Source organism: Aestuariivirga sp., from assembly GCF_020252405.1.
GTDB lineage: Bacteria > Pseudomonadota > Alphaproteobacteria > Rhizobiales > Aestuariivirgaceae > Aestuariivirga.
The window spans coordinates 1-17,852 of record NZ_JADCDA010000086.1; the positions used below are offsets into that span (position 1 = coordinate 1).

At 64.0% G+C, this 17,852-nt stretch carries 18 protein-coding genes and 2 pseudogenes; 8 read left to right on the forward strand and 12 right to left on the reverse strand.

The window, feature by feature from the left end; translation table 11 throughout:
• Positions 1 to 206: 206 nt before the first annotated feature.
• The 4 genes from panC to IOC69_RS12340 form a co-directional block, all read right to left on the reverse strand.
• Positions 207 to 1,049, reverse strand: a complete 843-nt coding sequence (gene panC / locus IOC69_RS12325; RefSeq protein ID WP_290543859.1) for a pantoate--beta-alanine ligase — start codon at positions 1,047 to 1,049, stop codon at positions 207 to 209.
• Positions 1,050 to 1,114: 65 nt separating this feature from the next.
• On the reverse strand, positions 1,115 to 2,395 hold the full coding sequence (locus tag IOC69_RS12330) for a DNA polymerase IV (protein ID WP_290543860.1): 1,281 nt from the start codon (positions 2,393 to 2,395) through the stop codon (positions 1,115 to 1,117).
• 23 nt (positions 2,396 to 2,418) lie between these two features.
• Complete coding sequence (locus IOC69_RS12335) at positions 2,419 to 3,081, reverse strand: hypothetical protein (RefSeq protein WP_290543861.1); 663 nt, start codon at positions 3,079 to 3,081, stop codon at positions 2,419 to 2,421.
• On the reverse strand, positions 3,071 to 3,364 hold the full coding sequence (locus IOC69_RS12340) for a DUF3572 domain-containing protein (protein ID WP_290543862.1): 294 nt from the start codon (positions 3,362 to 3,364) through the stop codon (positions 3,071 to 3,073). Before IOC69_RS12340 ends, IOC69_RS12335 begins: the two co-directional genes overlap by 11 nt.
• Positions 3,365 to 3,549: 185 nt before the next feature.
• On the opposite strand from IOC69_RS12340, the gene IOC69_RS12345 reads away from it, so the two are divergent.
• From IOC69_RS12345 to surE, 8 genes are all read left to right on the forward strand, one after another.
• On the forward strand, positions 3,550 to 3,936 hold the full coding sequence (locus tag IOC69_RS12345) for a response regulator (RefSeq protein ID WP_290543863.1): 387 nt from the start codon (positions 3,550 to 3,552) through the stop codon (positions 3,934 to 3,936).
• Positions 3,933 to 5,297 carry a PleD family two-component system response regulator gene (locus tag IOC69_RS12350; RefSeq protein WP_290543864.1) on the forward strand — a complete coding sequence of 455 codons (1,365 nt, stop codon included), beginning with the start codon at positions 3,933 to 3,935 and terminating at the stop codon, positions 5,295 to 5,297. Before IOC69_RS12345 ends, IOC69_RS12350 begins: the two co-directional genes overlap by 4 nt.
• Positions 5,298 to 5,340: 43 nt before the next feature.
• On the forward strand, positions 5,341 to 6,474 hold the full coding sequence (locus IOC69_RS12355) for an ABC transporter ATP-binding protein (RefSeq protein WP_290543865.1): 1,134 nt from the start codon (positions 5,341 to 5,343) through the stop codon (positions 6,472 to 6,474).
• Entirely contained in the window at positions 6,365 to 6,796 is a 432-nt protein-coding gene (locus IOC69_RS13700; protein WP_366935521.1) for a twin-arginine translocase TatA/TatE family subunit, read from the forward strand. Before IOC69_RS12355 ends, IOC69_RS13700 begins: the two co-directional genes overlap by 110 nt.
• Positions 6,797 to 6,845: 49 nt before the next feature.
• Positions 6,846 to 7,223, forward strand: a complete 378-nt coding sequence (tatB, locus tag IOC69_RS12365; protein WP_290543867.1) for a Sec-independent protein translocase protein TatB — start codon at positions 6,846 to 6,848, stop codon at positions 7,221 to 7,223.
• Positions 7,220 to 7,987: a twin-arginine translocase subunit TatC gene (gene tatC / locus IOC69_RS12370; RefSeq protein WP_290543868.1), complete on the forward strand. Its 768-nt coding sequence runs from the start codon at positions 7,220 to 7,222 to the stop codon at positions 7,985 to 7,987. Before tatB ends, tatC begins: the two co-directional genes overlap by 4 nt.
• 72 nt (positions 7,988 to 8,059) lie before the next feature.
• Positions 8,060 to 9,340, forward strand: a complete 1,281-nt coding sequence (gene serS, locus IOC69_RS12375; protein WP_290543869.1) for a serine--tRNA ligase — start codon at positions 8,060 to 8,062, stop codon at positions 9,338 to 9,340.
• Between the two features lie 5 nt (positions 9,341 to 9,345).
• The gene (gene surE / locus IOC69_RS12380; protein WP_290543870.1) at positions 9,346 to 10,107 is read left to right on the forward strand and encodes a 5'/3'-nucleotidase SurE; all 762 of its coding nucleotides are present in this window, start codon (positions 9,346 to 9,348) and stop codon (positions 10,105 to 10,107) included.
• Between the two features lie 25 nt (positions 10,108 to 10,132).
• On the opposite strand, the gene IOC69_RS12385 is transcribed toward surE, so the two are convergent.
• The 8 genes and pseudogenes from IOC69_RS12385 to IOC69_RS12420 all read right to left on the reverse strand — a co-directional run bounded on the left by IOC69_RS12385 (position 10,133) and on the right by IOC69_RS12420 (position 17,831).
• Positions 10,133 to 11,170: an EamA family transporter gene (locus IOC69_RS12385; protein WP_290543871.1), complete on the reverse strand. Its 1,038-nt coding sequence runs from the start codon at positions 11,168 to 11,170 to the stop codon at positions 10,133 to 10,135.
• Entirely contained in the window at positions 11,136 to 11,504 is a 369-nt protein-coding gene (locus IOC69_RS12390) for a hypothetical protein (protein WP_290543872.1), read from the reverse strand. Before IOC69_RS12390 ends, IOC69_RS12385 begins: the two co-directional genes overlap by 35 nt.
• Positions 11,505 to 11,857: 353 nt before the next feature.
• On the reverse strand, positions 11,858 to 12,925 hold the full coding sequence (locus tag IOC69_RS12395; protein WP_290543873.1) for a trypsin-like serine protease: 1,068 nt from the start codon (positions 12,923 to 12,925) through the stop codon (positions 11,858 to 11,860).
• A gap of 341 nt (positions 12,926 to 13,266) precedes the next feature.
• Positions 13,267 to 13,545, reverse strand: a pseudogene (locus IOC69_RS12400) (transposase); the annotation flags it as partial.
• 213 nt (positions 13,546 to 13,758) lie between these two features.
• Positions 13,759 to 14,013, reverse strand: a pseudogene (locus IOC69_RS12405) (hypothetical protein); the annotation flags it as partial.
• Positions 14,014 to 14,282: 269 nt separating this feature from the next.
• Positions 14,283 to 14,525, reverse strand: a complete 243-nt coding sequence (locus IOC69_RS12410; RefSeq protein WP_290543874.1) for a VOC family protein — start codon at positions 14,523 to 14,525, stop codon at positions 14,283 to 14,285.
• An 8-nt stretch (positions 14,526 to 14,533) separates the two neighbouring features.
• Positions 14,534 to 16,957, reverse strand: coding sequence for an FAD-dependent oxidoreductase (locus IOC69_RS12415; protein WP_290543875.1), 2,424 nt, complete (start codon positions 16,955 to 16,957; stop codon positions 14,534 to 14,536).
• Between the two features lie 136 nt (positions 16,958 to 17,093).
• Entirely contained in the window at positions 17,094 to 17,831 is a 738-nt protein-coding gene (locus IOC69_RS12420; protein ID WP_290543876.1) for an RNA methyltransferase, read from the reverse strand.
• Positions 17,832 to 17,852: the final 21 nt, after the last annotated feature.

The window sequence follows — 17,852 nt, forward strand, 5'->3', positions numbered from 1 at the left end:
GGGAGGGGCAGGGGCGGGGGGCCCAGGAGTCCAATTCTCAAAGACCTGAGCCCGGGGACCCCCACCCTTAATCCCTCCCCACAAGGGGGAGGGAAAAGACCCCGATTCTGCATGACCGCCCGGCGCTCTAACGATGGATTCAGAATCCGGCTTCGCCGGGATGGCGGAGATCGGAGGAGGATCGTCAGGCGGGGGGAACGGCGACATCACACCCCCACATTATCGATCAGCCGCGTCTTGCCCAGCCAGGCGGCGGCGAGGATGCGCAGGGGTTCGCCGCGGTGCTGCGGCGGAGCCAGGGTTTCGGCGTTGCGCACGGTGACGTAGTCGACCCTGAAGCCCAGCGCCAGCAGCGTGCGCGTGGCGAGCGTCATGGCGGACTGGAGGTCGAGGCCGCCGCGGATGCGCTCCGCCGCATGGCCGATCGTCGAATGGATGGCCAGCGCCTGCTGGCGCTCCGGCTTCGAGAGATAGACGTTGCGCGATGATTTCGCGAGGCCATCCTCCTCCCGCACCGTGGGGATGCCGACGACCTCGATGGGAATGTCGAGGTCCTTCGCCATGCGGGTGACGACCTTGAGCTGCTGATAGTCCTTCTCGCCGAACATGGCGCAGTCGGCCCCGGTCTGGATGAAAAGCTTGGCGACGACAGTCGTGACGCCATCGAAGAACTGCGGGCGGAACTTGTCCTCAAGCCCGGCCTTGGCGGGGCCGCCAAGCGTGACAGTGGTGCAGAAACCCTCCGGATAGATCTCTTCCGGGTTCGGAACATAGATCATGTGGCAGCCGGCCTGGCCGAGCTTGCGCACATCGCCTTCCTCGTCACGCGGATATTTGCCGAGGTCCTCATGGGCGGCGAACTGCATGGGGTTGATGAAGATGGTGGCAATCACCCGGTCCGCGCGCTTCAGGCCTTCCGCCACCAGCTCCGTGTGGCCGGAATGAATGGCGCCCATGGTGGGAGCCACGGCATAGCGGAGCCCCTCGGCCCGCCACCTGGCGGTTTCGCGGCACAGCGCGGCAAGGGTGCGGACGAGTTTCGGTTTCATGGCGAGGAATCGGTTCGTAATGCTCGGTCCTCAGTTTAACCCGGCCTGGGCCGCAGCGGAAAGGGTCAGTCGTCCGAGCCGAAGGTGATGCCGCGGCCGACGGCGCTGCGGCCGAACTTGTCGCGGATGCGGTCGACCGCAAGCTCCGCCCTGGCGCGGGCGGCGGTGGTGACATCGAGCGTCTCCGTCTCCTGCCCGGGCCGCGCCTCCACCAGCCCGGAGATGCCGATGCCGATGAGCCGGAAGGCCGTGCCCGTCGCCTCGCGCCGGAGGAGCGGCAGGGCGGCGTCATAAATTCGGCCGGCGAGCAGCGTGGGGTCGGCCAGCGAGACGTTGCGGGTGCGGAGCTTGAACCCGGCGGTCTTGAGCTTCAGCACCACGGTGTGACCGGCAACGCCTTCCGCCTTGGCGCGGCGCGACACTTTCTCGGCCAGCGGCCAGAGGATGCGCTCCAATTCAATGCGCTCCGCGATGTCGGTGTTGAAGGTGGTCTCCGCACTGATCGACTTCGAGTGGTCGTCCGCCGAGACGATGCGCTGGTCCTCGCCGCGCGACAGGTGATAGAGGCGCGCGCCCATGGAGCCGAAGCGGCGCATCAGCGCGGTCTTCTCCATCTGCTGAAGCTGGGCGATCATGGTGATGCCGCCTCTGGCCAGTTCTTCCTGCATGGCCTTGCCCACGCCCCAGATGAAGCCCACCGGCCTGGTGGCGAGAAAGCTCAGCGTTTCCGCCTTCCCCAGCACCGAAAAGCCGCGCGGCTTTTCGAGATCGGAGGCGAGCTTCGCCAGGAACTTGTTGTGCGACAGGCCCACCGAGGCGGTGATGCCCACCTTCTCCGAAATGCGCCGCATGAGACGCGCCAGCGTCAGCGCCGGGCTCATGCCGTGCAGGCGCGCCGTGCCGGTCAGATCGAGGAAGGCCTCGTCGATGGAGAGGGGCTCGACCAGCGGCGTCACGTCCAGCATCAGCGCGCGCATGATTTTTCCGGCGGCGGAATATTTCGCCATGTCCGGTTTGATGACCACGGCCTCCGGGCAGAGCTTCAGCGCCTTGAACATGGGTATGGCCGACTTCACGCCATGGATGCGCGCGATGTAGCAGGCGGCGGAGACGACGCCGCGCGTTCCGCCGCCGACGATCACCGGCCTGTCGGCAAGCTCCGGCCGGTCACGCTTCTCGACTGCGGCATAGAAGGCATCGCAGTCGATATGGGCGATCGAGAGCTGATGCAGCTCCGGATGGCGCAGCAGGCGCGGGCTGCCGCAGTGCCTGCAGCGCCGCTCGCCGCCCGAAACAGGCGTAAAGCAGTCGCGGCAGAAGCCATCCGCCGCAGCATTGTCTTGCATGCGCCGGGGGTGGGTGTCAGCCCTCACCGCGTGCCCCCTTCATCCAGCAGCCTCATCACGAAAGGCTGCGCCTCTGCCCAGCTCGCGGTCCTGAGCGACACAAAATCGAGCGGCGCGATGTGCCGGGCGAAGCGTCCGTCGTGGAGGAAGTGGATGAGCGTCACCTCGGGCGCATATTCATGCGCCGAGGCGATATAGGACGGGCTGTCGTCGATGAAGATGACGGGTCGGCCGCCCCGGTCCGCAAGGTTGCGGATGGCGGGGCCCTTGGGGCCGGAATTGGTGACCACGGGAAAGGGCAGGCCGTGGTTCTGCAAGTTTTCGCGGCGGTGGTCGCCCGCCGTGTGGGGCAGGTTGGTGAGCAGCACCACATCGGCCTTCTCGCCGATGGCGAGGAGTGCGGAGACGGCGCCGTCGATCTCCTGCATATGACGGGTGCGGGTGTCGAAGAACGATCCGATCATCTCCGCCACCAGCGGCTCGGGGGCTGGCGCATTGGTCTCGCGGCAGCGGATGTTGCCGTTGAGCGCGAAGCTCGCGGTATCGAGCCACAGGCCGTGGAGACCGATATAATCCTCGAAGTCCCGGGTGAAATGCACGATCACCTCGTCGACGTCGCAGATGACGAGGGGGCGGCCGGTGAAGCTCAGGGTGGCGAGCTGGCCCTGGGTGATCTCAGAAATCAACGGCGGCTCCTGGAAGCTTGCGGCGGAGTTGGACGATGCGTTCGGGGCGAATCCGCTGCTCCTCGGCGAAAATCAGAAGCAGGCTTTCGTCGCCCAGCAGGTGGTCGAGGATGAAGCCGAGGAAGGCGGGTTTCGCGGCGCCGGCACGGATGGCCGCCACGTCGAGCCCTGACAGGTCCATGAAGCGCTGCAATCTTTCGCTGTCGGACGCAAGAAAGCCTATCGCATCGATCGCAAGGATTTCGGCGTCTTCGGAGTTGTTCCCGGCCTTGTTCTTCATCATGGTGAATCGCAATTAACCACCCCTCAACCGCGTTGAACAGAGTACGTATTGGGTTAAGCTGTTGGTTACCCAAGATGGTCCAGAAATGGGCCTTGCAGAGGGGGCTTGGGGTTCGGTTCTGCGGCAACCTCAGCCGGATGGGTGTGAATGTGTCATTATCGGCGGGACCGGTGAGAACGCCAGAAATGCGGCGGGCCGCGGCCAAGAAAGTGCTGGTCGTGGAGGACAATGAGTTGAACATGAAGCTGTTCAACGACCTGCTCGAGGCCAATGGCTATCAGGTGATCCAGACGCGGGACGGTCTTTCCGCGCTCGATCTGGCGCGCCAGCACCGGCCGGACCTGATCCTGATGGACATTCAGTTACCCGAGGTCTCCGGCATCGAGGTCACCAAATGGCTGAAGGAGGACGACGATCTGCGCACGATCCCCGTCATCGCCGTCACCGCCTTCGCCATGAAGGGCGATGAGCAGAAAATCCGCGAGGGCGGCTGCGAGGCCTATATCTCGAAGCCCATTTCGGTCGTCAGTTTCCTGCGGACCATCGACAGCTATCTGAAGCAACCGCAATGACGGCGCGCGTCCTCGTCGTCGATGACATTCTGGCCAATGTCCGGCTGCTGGAGGCCAAGCTCGCGGCGGAGTATTTCGAGGTCGTCACCGCCATGAATGGCGCCGACGCGCTGGAGGCCGTGCAGCGCACCAGCCCCGACATCGTGCTGCTCGACGTGATGATGCCCGGGATTGACGGCGTGGAGGTTTGCCGCCGCATCAAGCAGAACCCCGCGACCCAGCATATTCCGGTGGTCATGGTGACGGCCCTCGATCAGCCGGATGACCGGGTGCGGGGGCTCGAGGCGGGCGCCGACGATTTTCTGACCAAGCCGGTCAATGACGTGGCGCTGTTCTGCCGCGTCAAGGGCCTGGTGCGCCTCAAGATGCTCACCGACGAGTTGCGAGCGCGCACCGGGGCGGACCCGCTTGGGCTGGCGGCGGCCGAACCTGCCGCGGAGGCGGCCGCGGGACGCGTTCTGGTGCTGGACAATCGCCTGACGGCGGCGGAGCGCATCCGCAGCCTGCTGGCGCCGAAACATGAAGTGACGCTCGTCACCGAACCACAGCAGGCCTTCGAGGCCTTCGGCGCGGCGCAGGGCGGCTTCGACCTGATCATGGTCAACCTCGACCTCGAAGGAATGGACGGCCTGCGCATCTGCTCGCAGCTAAAGTCGGTCGAGACGACGCGCCAGACGCCGATCCTCATCCTCATCGACCCGGATGACCACCAGCGCCTGCTGCGCGCCCTCGACATGGGGGTGAACGACTATCTGATCCGCCCCATCGACAGGCAGGAGCTGCTGGCGCGCGTCGCCACCCAGATCCGCCGCCACCGCTACACCGAGCAGCTGCGCCTCACGGTCCGCGCTTCGATAGAAATGGCGGTGACCGATGCGCTTACCGGCCTCTACAACCGCCGCTATCTCGAAACGCAGCTCGTTCAGCTGATCGAGCAGTCGGCGGACCGCGGCAGGGGCCTGTCGCTGATCAGCCTCGACATCGACTTCTTTAAATCGGTGAACGACACCTATGGCCATGATGCGGGCGACCGCGTGCTGCAGGAAGTGGCAGGCCGCATCCGTGGCTGCGTGCGCAGCGGCGATCTTGCCTGCCGCACCGGCGGCGAGGAATTCGTCATGGTGCTGCCGGGTGCCGGCATGGCGGTGGCCGAGAAGGTGGGCGAGCGCATCCGCAAGGCCATTGCCGGCAAGCCCTTCATGCTGGGGCCGGGTTCGCATCTGACCGTCACCGCCTCGCTGGGCGTTTCGAGCGTCGCGGCAGCCGGGGACACGGTGGAGGAACTCCTCAAACGGGCAGACCGCGCCCTCTATCGCGCCAAGCACGAGGGCCGCAACCGGGTGGTTCCCGCTGCGGCTTGATGGCATTTGCGCCGCCGCCGTTTCGTTGTAGACCCGCCGCGCCATGAGGTCCGACAAAGCAGCGCCAAAGGATCCGCCTGAAAGCCGCCGCTGGGGCACCCGCGGAACGGCGGGCGCCACCTTTGCCGGCCAGCTGACATTCGAGCACGTCTCCCGCCGCTTCGGGCGGACCGCCGCGGTGGAGGACGTGAGTTTCACCCTGAAGACCGGCGAGATCGCCTGCCTGCTCGGCCCCTCGGGCTGCGGCAAGACCACGCTGTTGCGCATCGCGGCGGGAATCGACAAGCCGGACTCGGGCCGCCTGCTGTTCGATGGGCAGGAGATGGCGGGTCCATCGCGCTTCGTGCCGCCGGAAAAGCGCAACATCGGGCTGATGTTTCAGGATTTCGCGCTGTTCCCGCATCTCCCCATCATCGGCAACGTGGCCTTCGGCCTCAACGCGCTGCCCCGTAAGGAGGCTTACCGCATTGCGCTGCACGCGCTGGAGCGGGTGGGGCTTGCCCATTATGCCCAGAGTTACCCCCACAGCCTGTCGGGCGGCGAGCAGCAGCGCGTGGCGCTGGCCCGCGCCCTTGTGCCGCGGCCACAGGTGCTGCTGATGGACGAACCTTTCTCGGGCCTGGATCAGCGCCTGCGCGAGTCGGTGCGCGCCGAAACGCTCACCCTGCTGCGCGAAACCCGCGCCTCATGCCTGCTGGTGACCCATGATCCGGTGGAAGCCATGGGCCTTGCCGACCGCATCTTGCTCATGCGCCGGGGCCGCCTCATCCAGACGGGGACGCCGGAGGAACTCTACCGCGCCCCGGTCGATGCCGCGGCGGCGCGCTTCTTCTCCGACACGGATGAAATCCGCGGGCTTGTGGACCACGGGAATGTGATGACCGCGCTTGGAGCCTTTCCATGCCCGGACCGTGTGAAGGGGCCGCAGGCGCTGGTCCTGATCCGGCCGCAGGGTATTCGCCGCGCCGAAGGCGGGCAGGGGGTTGAGGGCCTCATCACGGACACCCGCTTTCAGGGCGATGACGTCAAGTGTTCAGTCTTGTTCAAAGGCTTGGAAGAGCCTCTTAATGCTTTGCTTGAGTCACGGGCCGCCCCCCAGCGCGGCGAAACGGGCCTTTTCCGCATCGACCCGGATCACGTTTTCGTCTTTGAATCGGACAGTCCGCATCCTATCTGAGCGACATTGCGCTTCGGTTGCGGCGCGCCGGGGTTTCTGCTTAAGTGCCGCGAAAGCTGAGGAGGGAGTTTTCTCTCTCCGGAGAAAGGGAGTTTGTCTTATGGGTTCGCTGTCGATCTGGCATTGGATTCTCGTCATTCTGGTTGTCGTGCTCCTGTTCGGCCGGGGCAAGGTGTCTGACCTGATGGGCGATGTCGCCAAGGGCATCAAGAGCTTCAAGAAGGGCCTCGCCGAGGATGACGCGCCTGTTGCGTCCGCCGATCCCAAGCCCATCCAGCAGCAGACCGCCGTGAAGTCCGAGGCCGAGAAGGCCCAGAGCTGATTTGGCACGCTGATCAGACAGGCCGGCGCGCCTCCAGCCGGAAACGCACATGTTCGATTTCGGGTTCGGTTATAGCGAGATGTTCGTGATCGCTGTCGTGGCGATCATCGTCATCGGCCCCAAGGACCTGCCCAAGGTTCTGCGCGCTTTCGGCAAGACAGTGGCCAGGATGCGCGGCATGGCCCGCGAGTTCCAGGGTCATCTCGACCAGGCCATGAAGGAAACGGGCTTCGACGAGGTGAAGAAGGAATTCGACAACGTCCGGAACCAGGCCAATTTCATTGACCCCGCGGTGGCGAAGAAGGCCGCCGAAGACAGCACCCAGAAGCAGGTGGATGACTTCAAGAAGCTGTTCGGCGAAGTTCCCGCGGCCGACGCCGCCAAACCGAACGCACCGGCCACCACAGCGACTCCCGCAGCTTCATGACCCAGCAGGACATCGACGCCTCGGAAGCTCCGCTGATCGAGCACCTGATCGAGCTGCGCACCCGGCTCATCTGGTGCGTTATTGGCTTCATCGGCGCCTTCATCTTCAGCTTCTTCTTCTCTTCCGACATTCTGAACTTGCTGGTGCTGCCGTTCAAATGGGGCACCGGCCAGGACGTGTCGCTGATCTCGATCAAACTCCTTGGCGTGTTTCTGGTGAAGCTCAAGATCGCTTTTTTCGGCGGCCTGTTCATCGGCTTCCCGCTGATCGCCACCCAGATCTACCAGTTCGTGGCGCCGGGGCTTTATAAGCACGAGAAGGCGGCTTTCCTGCCCTATCTTGTGGCAACGCCCATTTTCTTCATCCTCGGCGCGTCGCTGGTCTATTTTTTCCTGCTGCCGGTGGCGATCCACTTCTTCACCGCACTGGCCGGCACCTCTGGCGTGGCGCTGATGCCCGACATCGAGGCCTATCTCGATTTCGTCATGATGCTGATCCTCGCCTTCGGCCTGTGCTTCCAGCTCCCCGTGATTCTCACACTGCTCGGCCAGATCGGCATCGTCAGCTATGAGCAGCTCAAGTCCGGACGGAAATTCGCCATTGTCGGCGTGTTCATCGTCGCCGCCGTGCTCACCCCGCCGGACCCGATTTCGCAAGTCGCCATGGCCGTGCCGCTGATGGGGCTCTACGAGGTTTCGGTGCAGGCCGTCCGCCTCATCGAGGCCCGCCGCAAGAAGCGCGAGGCGGCGAAAGAGGCGTCGTAACCGCCCCGCCGCGGGGCTTCCAGTCGCCTGTCCGGCGTCCTATAGGAGGGCCAATAACAGGACTCATCCGGCATGCATGACATCAAGGCCATCCGCGACAACCCGGCGGCATTCGACCTAGGACTGGCCCGGCGCGGCCTCGGACCCATGGCTGCCGGGCTCCTCAGCATTGACGCCGAGCGCCGCGACCATGTGCAGAAGCTGCAGGACGCGCAGGCCCGCCGCAACGCGGCCTCGAAGGAGATCGGCGAAGCGGTGAAGTCGGGCGACAAGGCCCGCGCCGAGGCGCTGAAGGCCGAGATGGGCGCGATCAAGGATTTCATCGCCACTGCCGAGGCGGTGGAGCGCGACATCGACCGGCGGCTCACCGCGGCGCTCGCCGTGATCCCCAACATCCCGCTTGACGACGTTCCGGACGGCAAGGACGAGACGGGGAACGTCGAGGTCCGCCGCTGGGGCGCGCCGGGGACCTTCAATTACGAGCCGCGCCAGCATTTCGACATCGGCGAGTGGCTGGGTCTCATGGACTTCGAGGCGGCGGCGAAGATTTCGGGCGCCCGCTTCGTCGTCATGAAGGGCCCGCTCGCCCGGCTCGAACGCGCGCTTGCGCAGTTCATGCTGGACCACCAGACGGGCGCGAACGGCTATACCGAGCATTTCGTGCCCTTCATGGTGAACGATGCCGCCATGTATGGCACCGGCCAGCTGCCGAAATTCGCCGAGGACCTGTTCCGCACCACCGATGGCCGCTGGCTGATCCCCACGGCGGAAGTATCGCTCACCAATCTGGTGCGCGAGTCCGTTCTGGACGAGAAGGACCTGCCGCTGCGCCTCACCGCCTATACGCCGTGCTTCCGCGCCGAGGCCGGGGCGGCGGGCCGCGACACGCGCGGCATGATCCGCCAGCACCAGTTCTCCAAGGTTGAGCTCGTCTCCATCACCACGCCCGAGCAATCGCGCGGGGAGCTGGAGCGCATGACAGCCGCTGCGGAGAGCGTGCTGCAGGCCCTCAGGCTGCCCTACCGCGTGCTGCGTCTGTGCGCCGGCGACATGGGCTTCGGCAGCCGCATGACCTATGACCTTGAAGTGTGGTTGCCGGGCCAGAAAGCCTATCGCGAAATCTCGTCCTGCTCGGTGTGCGGCGATTTTCAGGCGCGGCGCATGGATGCGCGCTTCAGGCCGGCGGACGGCAAGGGCACGCGCCATGTCCACACGCTCAACGGCTCCGGCCTCGCGGTGGGACGCACCATGGTGGCGATCCTCGAGAATTATCAGAATGCCGACGGGTCGGTGACCATCCCCGAGGCGCTGCGCCCCTACATGGGCGGCGCGGACAGGATAACCAGGGGCTGAAGCACATGCGCATTCTCGTGACCAATGACGACGGCATCCACGCGCCGGGGCTGGAAACGCTGGAGCGCATCGCGCGGTCGCTCTCGGATGACGTGTGGATCGTGGCGCCGGCGGAGGAGAATTCCGGTGCCGGTCACTCGCTGTCTCTGGCCGAACCGATCCGCTACCGCAAGCTGGGCGACAGGCGCTTCGAGGTGGCGGGAACGCCCACCGACTGCGTCGTCATGGCGGCGCGCAAGATCCTGCCGGGCGACCCGGACCTCGTGCTCTCCGGCGTCAACCGCGGCCAGAACATCGCCGATGACGTCACCTATTCCGGCACCATCGCCGCGGCGATGGAGGGCACACAGCTCGGCTTCAAGTCGATCGCGCTCTCCCAGGTCACCGGCATTCACGGCAACGGCTTTTCCTATGAGGTGGCGGAACATCACGGCCCGGCCCTCGTGAAAAAGCTCATCAGGCTCAGCTTCGGCCCCGGCATCCTGATGAACGTCAATTTCCCCGATTGCCGGCCGGACGAGGTGCAGGGCATCGAAGTCACCCGCCAGGGCAAGCGCGACGTGAACTTGCTGACCGTCGACGAGCGCATCGACCTCCGCGGCAACAATTACTACTGGCTCGGCTTCAAGCGCGAGCGCGGAAATCCGCCCGTGGGCACGGACCTGTGGGCCGCCTTCAACCGCCGCATCTCGGTGACGCCGCTGCACATGAACCTCACCCAGTTGGAAGCCATGGACGCGGTCCGCGGGGTGCTCGATCAGCAGTGAGCGGCTGAATACGCATCTCTCTCGCTTATGGCTGCTCGAAATCGCGGATCGGTTCCACATGCCGCACCCGTTCGCGCCATGAAATATAGATGGCGCATGCGATGAGGATGGCGACGCCGACGAAGGTCCAGACATCCGGGAAATCGCCGAAGATGTACCAGCCCAGAACGGTGGCCATGATCATCTCGCTGTAGGCCAGCGGCGCCAGCAGCGAGGCCTCGGCATGGTCGTAGGCCCGGATGATCAGGAAGTGCCCGCCATTGGCGATGGCCGCAAGCACAACCAGCAGAACCCATTGCGACGGCGTTGGCGTCTGCCACATGAAGAGCACGATCACGCTCATGATGATGGCGCCCATCAGGCTCGTGTAGAAGGTGGTGACCATCGCCGGCGCCGAGCCCGCGATGCGGCGCGTCAGCAGAAGATAGATCGCCAGCGAGAAACCCGAGCCGAGTGCCAAGGGTACGCCCGGGGTCAGTTCCTGAAATCCGGGCCGGATGATGATCAGCGTGCCGATGAAGCCGATGAACACCGCAGTCCAGCGGCGTACGCCGACCCTCTCGCCCAGCACCCATGGCGAGAGCAGGGTGACGATCAGGGGCTGCACGAAGAAGATCGCCAGCGTATCGGCAATCGACTGGTAGTGCAGGGCTGCGAAGAAGAAGGCCGTGGCTGCGATCATCAGTGCGGCGCGCACCCCGTGCATCACAGGCATGTTGGGAATGAGCCCCCGTGCGCCGGCCATATTCAGCGCGAAGGGCATGGTGAGGAAGACCCCGAAAAACAGCCTCGCCCAGACGATCTGCATGACCGGCACGCCCTGCTGGCCTAGATATTTGGCAATGGCGTCAAGAAAGGGCAGCACCGCCATGGCGGTGAGCATCAGGCCGATGCCGATCAGGGTGCGGCTGGAAGCGGAGTTGGTCATGCGGGCATGCCAGGCTGATGCGCTGTCCTTGTGCGCAGGCTCCAGCAGGTCCCATTTGTTGCCGAAGGGATCCTGAAAGACCGCAACGGTGCCATAGGCCTCATGCCGCGGCGTTGCGAGGAATTTGCCGCGCATTCCACAAGGCGGCGCCGATGATGAGATCGGCATAGGACAGTGTCCTCTGCACAAAGGGGAAGGCCGAATAACGGTGCAGCGTCTGGCGGATGAAGGCGCCAGCGCGGGTGTGCTGGTAGAAAAGAACGTCCTCCCAGGGGATCAGCACATTGTCGAGGATCATCACCTTGTCGACCGCGCGGCGCTTGTCCTCCCAGTCCTTCGCCTCGAAGGGAAGCCGAGGGCCGATCGGGAAACGCTCGCCATTCTCCTCATAGGTCATGACGGACTGCGTCGCCGCTTCGTGCTGCATGTCGTAGATCCGGGCGCGTATGTCGACACGGCTGCGGGCCATCGTCTCGACAAAGAGTTCCTACACCAAATCAACAAATTACGCTACATCCGCCAACCCAAGATCATCGCCCTGACGAATAATCTGGGCTAGAGCATGCTCCGCAAAAGTGGAACCACTCTTGCGACAAGATCATGCGCCAGAGCGCTCGGCAAGGGCTGCGTTGGCCCTCTACAGTACTGTTTCCGCTACCGCCCCGCGCGTGCCAGTTCTTCGACGAGGGTGTATTTCGGGTAACTGCGATTTGCGCTGTAGCGTAAGGATTTGCACGGCTTCGGCCATCTTCCCGAATGAACCCCGGCCTCACTCATCGCGAGGCCGGGGGTGTTGCATGTGATATCTTTTGTAAATATGGCTTAGAAGTTGCAGAAACCGAGAGCCGCGTAAGTGCTGGCGCTGCCGGCGGGTTTAGAGGTGCAGAGGGCTTCCAACAGCGCACCGATGTTGCCGGCGCCATAGATGCCGTAGGCACCGTTCGGGAACTGGGCGTTCTGGGCAAACTGTGAAGAGTAGTTGTCCTTCGGGGTGTTCGGATTAATGCTTCCCCACGAAGTCACGCCGATGACCCGGTTCGGCGCGGCGGCCGAGCCGGCCACGGCGCCGCCGCTCAGAACTGGCGACGCAAAGCCGAGGTTGACGATCCACGGGCCACCGCTCGCGCCACCCGTGAGATTGCTTCCCTGCCAGAGTTGCAGTGCGCCGCCGACAGTGGTGGTGTAGGTCGGCCCGTCCGTGCGCTGCATGATGGCGCCGGCGTCCATCAGCCCCGGATAGCCAAGTGTCGAAACTGCCGCAGTGTGCAAGTTACCGGTTTTGGAAGACGTGACAAAGGAGTAGTTGTTCCAGCCGTAGCTCATCCAGCCGCCCAACTGATCGCCGATGAACTGGTTGTTGGCGTTCTTTTGGACGATGAACACTGCAACGTCGTTGTTGCGCGCGGCGCCGATACCCGTGTCAGAGCCATTGAGCCAGGCGGTGGCGATCCTGCCGGTAGCCATTGTCCACGCTCCATAGGGGGCGATCTGGGCGGCGGTAGCCCCGGTCGCGCCCCAATGGCCAGGCCTGAAGGTCCAGTTGCTGTAGAAGGCATTGGACCCGAAGCCCGCGACGCAATGGGCGGCTGTGACGATGACGCTGCGCATGATCAGGCTGGCTGAGCACGACGAGGTGCCGCTTCCCGGCACGGTGAAAGTCAGCTTGCCGATGGTGCGATAGGGATACGAGGAACTCAGCAGTGTGTTCGTGGAAGCACCCAAGGCACCGCCAGACGCCTGCACGCGCACCGTCGTGTAGGGGATGCCGAAGGAGCCGAAGGCCCTAGGCGAAATGGCGCCAGCAACGCCCGGCGTTCCGGAACTGCGCCAGTCGAATGATGAGTCCGCCTTCACGTTACTGGTGGACGGCGCCGCAAGAGGGTTCTTCATTACGGACCCTGATGCAGCCAGCGGCGCATAAGACGGAGGTTTGACAGCGCTTGTGCTGTCGGCCGCAGACGCGGGCGTCAGCGCGGACACCAATAGGACTGCAGAGAGCGCAAGAGTTTTGGAAGGAGAAATCATCGAACTACCTTTCTATTGCGTTGAGTTGACGGCGACTGTGAAGCACGGATAAGCGATCCCAGTTCAATGCGACCTGGGTCAAGTCTCTAATCGCGTTGAGTTGACGGCGACTGTGAAGCACAGATAAGCGATCCCAGTTCAATGCGACCTGGGTCAAGTCCTGAAGCTGATGTAAATTTAACTCAACTGACGTGAGGTTAGCATGTTCATGATGACATCGCAACGATATTGTTGCCGATGTCATTCTGCATTTGCCTTGCTGCCGTCCATTCCATGAATTCATCTATGTCGAGATAGAGACGCCCCTGCCAGACCTCGTTACGTTCTACGAGCAGAGCGCCAATTAGACGCAGAGCCGCTTCGTCGTTCGGGAAAATGCGAATGACCCGTTCACGGCGGCGTATCTCCTCCTTGACACGCTCCTGCAATTTTGTGGTCCTGGGCCGCCGCCGGCATTTGTCGGGCAACGCCATGACGGCCATGGCACCTGCAAACACTGTTGTTATTACAATACCACGTCCCAATCTCCTGTCGCGACTCAAGCTGCCGCTGCCGCATTCGGCCAGCTGAACGGGACGATAATGGAAAGACAGAACAACAAGGTTGCAAGTGCAATCGCACTTAGTTGCCGCGAGGGCATCCCGCCCTCCGCATTCTTGAATTTAAGTTAACTTAATATTGTATGAAACTACAGAAAATTAGAGAGTTATATACAGAAATCTGCACAATGTTTTTATCAGCCGGAGGTATCGGCGGTGGGCGGGCGGACGGGCTCTTGCCTGCCCTTTCCCCCGGTGCAGCGGCAGCACCAGGCGGGCGGCGAGGCCGGGGTGGTTGTCTTCCAGGAGCAAAGCGCCCTTGTGGAGCTTCATGACGCCGGAGACGAGGCTAAGTCCTAAGCCGTTCCCCGGTTTCGAGCGGCTCGAATCGAGCCTGACGAAGCGTTCGGTTGCGCGGCCGCCATGCGTGACAGCCGAATAGCGCCTGCAATCGCGAAATCGACCAAGCTCCACACAAGAACAACCCGCTGAACCAAACGGGCATAAAGAAGCGCGATCCAAGACCGTCGTGACCGACGCAAGATCAATGGGAACAATGATCGATCAGAGGTTCCCTATCGCCGCCTGTGCCGCTCCGATTACCGGAATGCCGCGCTCGCGGTAGGGGGTGCGGCCATAGGGTGACGCCGGCTGCGAGATAGCGCTGGTGGTCGCGCCAGAAGTCATCGGTCTCGAGGAACAGGAACACCCTGCCGCCCGATGGCCGCCGCCTGTTCGGGCGTACTCGGTTCGGCGAGCAGCAGCTGCGCACCGCCTTCGCCCGGCGGCGTGACGGTGACCCAGCGCTTGCCGCCGCCCAGCTGTGCGTCCTCGACGAGGTGAAAGCCCAGAACGTCCACATAGAACCGCAGGCCCGCATCATAGCTCGGCACCAGCAGGCTGACAGTGGCCACAGCCTGTTTCATGGTGGCCTCTAGGCGCGGAGCCGCTCGTTCGCCGGATCCCAGATCGGTTCGGGGATGATGCGCGCCTTGCGCATCTGGGTGAACATCATCACCTCAAACTCGGTGCCGCTGGCCGCAAGGTCCGGCGGCACATAGGCGAAGGCCAGCGACTTCTCCGTCTTCTGGCCGAAGCCGCCCGAGGTGGTGACTCCCACCACCTTGCCGCCGTGATAGACCGGCTCGTTGCCCACGCAGTCGCTGTCGGTGTTGTCTACCTCCAGGAAGACCAGCTTCATGCGCGGGCCCTGCTGCTTGCGGCGCAGCGTGGCGGCCTTTCCAATGAAGTCTTCCTTGTCGAGGCGCAGGAAGCGTTCCATCGAGGCTTCGATCATGTCGATCTCGGCGGTGAGTTCCGAGCCCCAGCCGCGATAGGACTTCTCGATGCGCAGCGCATTCATGGCATAGGTGCCGAACAGGCGGATGCCGTGGGCCTTGCCCGCCGCCATCAGCGCATCGAACACCTTGGGCATTTGCGCCATCGGGACGTGGACTTCCCAGCCAAGTTCGCCAACATAGTTGACGCGGAGAAGGCGGACGCCTTCGACACCGGCCACCGTCGCCGTCTTGGCCGTCAGCCAGCGGAAGGACGCGTTTGAGAGGTCCGTGCCGGTGCACTTCGCCAACACCTCGCGCGACAGGGGGCCAGCGAGGACCAGCACGCCGAAATCGTCAGTCACGTCGGTGATCGTCACCTGCTCGTCGTCACGCTTGCGCCAGCTCAGCTGGTCGAGGTCCTGCAGCTGGGCGACTGCTGCGGACAGCACGTAGAAATGGTCGGCCGCCAGTCGCGTCACGGTGATTTCGGATTCGATGAAGCCGTTCCCGTTCAGCAGGTGGCCGAGGATGATGCCGCCGTCCTTCGCCGGGATCTTGTTGGCGCAGATGCGCTCGAGGAAACTGAAGGCATCCTTGCCGGTCACTTCGTATTTGGAGAAGGTCGAAAGATCCATCAGCCCCACGCGGTCGCGCACCGCCCGCGCCTCCTCCTTCACCACCGGGAACCAGTTCGAGCGCTTGAAGGAATATGTCTCGCCTTCGCCGCTCTTGTCGTACCAGCGCGGCCGCTCCCAGCCGAAGATCTGGGCGAATTGCGCGCCCTCGGCCTTCAGCGTGTCGTAGAGCGAGGACTTGCGTAAGGCCCGGCCCACCTCATGCTGCTCGGCCGGCTTGTAGCAATAATACATGTGGTGATAGTCGGCGACGGAGACTTCCGCAGTATAGTCCTTGGTCGCCCAGTTGCCGAAGCGGCGCGGGTCGAACTCGCGCATGTTGATCTCGGCCTGGCCATGCACCATCCACTGGGCCAGATACTTGCCCGCGCCACCGCCCTGGCAGATGCCGATCGAGGCGCCGCAATGCATCCAGTAGTTTCTGGGGCCCGGGGCGGGACCGGAGAGATAGACGCCGTCCGGCGTGTGGGTGATGGCGCCGGAGATGACGGACTTCACACCCGTCTCGCCGAACAGCGGCAGGCGCTCCGTGGCGCGTTCGAGCCAGGGCATGATGCGGTCGAGTTCAGGCGCTTCGAGCTCGCTTTCGTAATCCCAGCGCGGCGGCTGGCCATTCCAGCACACATGCGCGGTGGCGGTCTCATAGGGGCCGACCAGCACGCCATTGGTCTCCTCGCGGAGATAGGCGTGGGAGTAGGGGTCGCGCACCACGGGGAGTTCCATCTCCAGTTCGATCAGCTCCTTCAGGGGCTCGGTGATGACATAGTGGTGCAGCATGTTGGCGATCGGCACGTTGTGGCCGGTCCAGGCGCCCACAACGTCGCAATAGGAGCCGGCGGAATTGACCACATGCTCGCAGTCGATGGCGCCCTGTTCGGTGAAGACCCGCCATTCGCCGTTGGGCAACAGCTTGATGTCCATAACGCGATTGCGCCGCACGATCTCTGCACCGAGCTGGCGGGCGCCCGCCGCCATGGCATTGGTGATGTCGGCTGGCGCCACGTGCCCGTCATGCACCGTGCGGAAAGCCGCCCTGACACCCGTGGTGTCGAGGAAGGGGTGGTGCTGCCTGATCTCGGCGGGCCCGATGATTTCGCATTCGTAGCCGGCCAGCCGCGAGATGCCATAGACATATTTGAGCCAGTTCACCTCCTCGTCGGTCGTCGCCAGCCGCAACCCGCCGCAGCCGTGCCAGGAAACGGCCTGGCCGGTGAGTTTTTCCAGCTTCGGGTACAGCTCGGTGCCATAGACATGCACCCTGGTCATGTTGAGCGAGCCGTTGAAATGCGGGCACTGGCCCGCCGCATGCCAGGTGGAGCCCGAGGTGAGTTCGCCCTTCTCGATCAGGACGATGTCCGTCCAGCCTTCGAGCGCCAGGTGATAGAGGAGCCCCACGCCCATCACGCCACCGCCAACCACCACCACACGCGCATGCGATTTCATTTCGATCTCCGGACTCTGCTGGGGCGAGGATAGGCCGGACGGCCATCCCGGCTCAAGGTCCAGTCAATCCGGTTCAACCGTCCAATGCTGATTTCAGGGCGAAATCGGGCAGGGGGTGGAGAGCAGGCTTCAACCCTCAGAGCTTCTGGGCCTCGAACAGCATGAGCCCCGTGGCAATGGCCACGTTGAGGGATTGGGCGCCGCCTTTCATGGGTATGCGCACGAGCGTCGCGCAGGCGGCTGCCGCTTCCTCCGACAATCCGCGCCCCTCGCTGCCCATGACGAGGAGCGTGGGGGACTTGTAGGGGCGGCGGTAGCTTCCCGTAGCCTTGAGGTGCGTGCCGACACTCTCGCCCGGCCACGCCCGCAGCAGATCCAGGAACGGCTTCTGCTCCATCCGCACCAGCGGCATGGCGAAGATCGATCCCATGGTGGCGCGCACGCAATCGGGTGACCAGGGCTCGCAGGACTGCCCGGCGAGGATGACGCCCGCCGCCCCCGCCGCATCCGCCGTGCGGATGATGGCGCCGAGGTTGCCGGGGTCGCGCATGTCTTCCAGCGCCACCCACACGCCCTCCGGTTTCACGCTGTCAACCCACCGCTGGCGGAACACGCCGATCTGGTCGGGCGGGTTCTTCTGCGCGCTCACCTGGCCCATGATCTTTTCGTCCACCCGCAGCAGTGCGGCCGCGTCCCAAGGCTCCGCATGCGTGGTCGAGAGCAGGTAAACGGGCTCCCAGCCTTCCGCACAGGCGCGGTGAAGGACCTGTTCGCCCTCCGCCACAAACAGCCCATGCTCCTGCCGGTGCTTCTTTTCGGCGAGCGAGCGGATGAGCTTGATGGTGGGGTTCTGGGGCGAGGTGACGTGGAGCATGGGAACTCCTTAGCTCACCCC